Consider the following 2,614-nt stretch of genomic DNA (forward strand, 5'->3'; position numbering starts at 1 on the left):
CTCACCGCCGGACTGCTGGGAGCCGTGGGCGGCGCGGGCAACGCCCCCGCCACGGCCGTCGGCGACGCGGCGGACGTCGGCAAGGGCAAGAAGGTCACCATCGGTTACGTGGCCTGGGAGGAGGCCGTCGCCTCCACCTACGTCTGGAAGAACGTCCTGGAGCAGCGCGGCTTCGACGTCGAGGTCCAGCAGTACGACGTGGCACCGCTCTACACCGCGCTGGCCAACGGCGACATCGACTTCCAGACCGACGCCTGGCTGCCCACCACCTCCGGCCCGTTCCTGAAGAAGCACGGCGGCAAGGTGGAGAACCTGGGCGCCTGGTACGGCCCCACCTCCCTGGAACTGGCCGTCCCGGCCTACATGGACGGCATCGACTCCATGGAGGACCTCAAGGGCCGCGCCGACGAGTTCGACGGGAAGATCACCGGCATCGAGCCCAGCGCGGGCGAGATGGACCTGCTGAAGAACAAGGTGCTCGGGGCGTACGGCCTGGAGGACGAGTACGAGGTGGTCGACAGCTCGACCCCCGCCATGCTCGCCGAACTCAAGCGCGCCTACGCGGCCGAGAAGCCGATCGTGACCACCCTGTGGTCGCCGCACTGGGCCTACAACGACTTCGAGCTGAAGAAGCTGAAGGACCCCAAGGACGCCTGGGGCGCCGGCGACAAGATCCACACGCTGGCCCGCGACGGGTACTCCGAGGAGAACCCGGTCGTCGCCGGCTGGCTGCGCGACTTCACGATGACCGAGAAGCAGCTCACCGGCCTCGAGGCGGACATCAACGCGGCCGGCAAGGGCAACCAGGACAAGGCCGTCAAGGCCTGGCTGAAGAAGCACCCCGGACTGGTGGACGAGTGGGCCCCGCTGCCCGAGGGCGCCAAGGGCGCCGCGGGCGACGGGGAGACCGCGCGCCCGCTGGAGGTCGCCTGGTTCCCGTGGGAGGAGGACATCGCCGTCACCCACCTCTGGAAGCACGTCCTGGAGGACCGCGGCTACACGATGAACCTCAAGCAGATGGACGTCGGCCCCGTCTACACCGGTCTCGCCAGCGGTGACGTCGACCTCAACTTCGACGCCTGGCTGCCGCACGCCCAGAGCAACTTCTGGGAGAAGACCAAGGACGACCTCGTCGACCTCGGCAGCTGGTACGAACCCACCTCGCTGGAGATCTCGGTGCCCTCGTACGTCAAGGGCGTCGACTCCATGGAGGACCTGAAGGGCCGCGCCGACGAGTTCGACGGCAGGATCATCGGCATCGAGCCGGGCACCGGCGAGATGAACCTGCTGAAGAAGGACGTCCTGCCGGCGTACGGGCTGGAGGACGAGTACGAGGTCGTCGACGGCTCCACACCGGCGATGCTGGCCGAGCTCAAGCGCGCCTACGCGGAGAAGAAGCCGGTGGCGGTCACCCTGTGGTCCCCGCACTGGGCCTACGACCAGTACGAGCTGACCAAGCTGGCGGACCCGAAGAAGGCCTGGGGCGAGGGCAACAAGATCCACACCATCGCCTCGGAGGACTTCCCCGAGCAGTACCCGACGCTCGCCGGATGGATCAAGGGCTTCCGGATGAGCGAGGAGGAACTGGCCTCCCTGGAGGCGGAGATCGTCCGCCGGGGGCAGGGCAAGGAGCCCGAGGCCGTCGAAGCCTGGCTGAAGGAGCACCCGGACGTCCCCGGCCGGATGACTCCCGACGCGTGACGGCCGCAGGCCGCCCGTCCGTCGCTCCGCCCCGGTCGCCGTCGCGGCCGGGGCGGCGCGCGTGCGGGGCCCGCGCCGCGGGCCCGGGAAGGGGATGCGGCCGTCCCGGACGCCGGGCTATGACGTAGGGTGACGGCTCGATGCGCGCAGTCACGCAGCGCCGGAATTTGTTTGGCCGTGGGGGCCGGGGGTCAGGCAGGTTCGGGAAGGACTTCCGGCACCATGGGAGCGGCGGCGGGTCTCCAGCGGCGCGCACACGAGTGAGGGAGGGAGCCGGAGCGATGGGCGACCACAAGGAACAGCCCCTGCGGGTGGGGGCGGCCGTCCGGCGGCGCCGTCGTGCGCTCGAGCTCACCCTCGCCGCGGTGGCCGAGCGGAGCGGCCTGTCGGTTCCGTTCCTCAGCCAGATCGAGAACGAGCGTGCGCGCCCCAGCCACCGGTCGCTGGAGAAGGTCGCGGACGCCCTGCGGACCACGGCGGTGGAACTGCTGGCGGCGGCGGACCCGGCGTGCAGCGTGGACGTGGTGCGCGGCGAGGGGTTCGGGGGAGAGGAACCCCTCGAGGAGGCCCTCGCCCCCGAACCCCTCGCCGAGCGGCCGGCCGGCCGCTCCGACGCGCCGGAGACGGCGGGTCCGGCGCGGACGCGCACGCTGGTGCGCGGTCACCATCAGATGCACGCCACGGAGTTCAGCGGCGAGTACGACGCGGGGCGGGAGTTCCAGCACCGCAACGACGAGCTGATGTACGTCGCCGACGGCGCGGTGGAGGTCGAGGCCGAGGGCCGTGCCTACCGGCTGGGACGCGGGGACACGCTGTACCTCACCGGCGGCGTCCGGCACCGGTGGCGGGCCACCGAGCCGGGGACGCGGGTGGTGGTGGTCGCGGTGGCCGAGCACATCGAGGCGACGCAGGA

2 protein-coding genes are annotated in these 2,614 nt (G+C 71.1%); both read left to right on the forward strand.

Going from position 1 to position 2,614, the window contains the following annotated elements; genetic code table 11:
* The coding region (locus HW445_RS26060) for a glycine betaine ABC transporter substrate-binding protein (RefSeq protein ID WP_180223336.1) at positions 1–1,701 on the forward strand (1,701 nt) is incomplete at its 5' end.
* A 281-nt stretch (positions 1,702–1,982) separates the two neighbouring features.
* The coding region (locus HW445_RS26065) for a helix-turn-helix domain-containing protein (RefSeq protein WP_180223337.1) at positions 1,983–2,614 on the forward strand (632 nt) is incomplete at its 3' end.

The organism is Streptomyces sp. UH6 (assembly GCF_013421635.1).
GTDB lineage: Bacteria > Actinomycetota > Actinomycetes > Streptomycetales > Streptomycetaceae > Streptomyces > Streptomyces abyssomicinicus.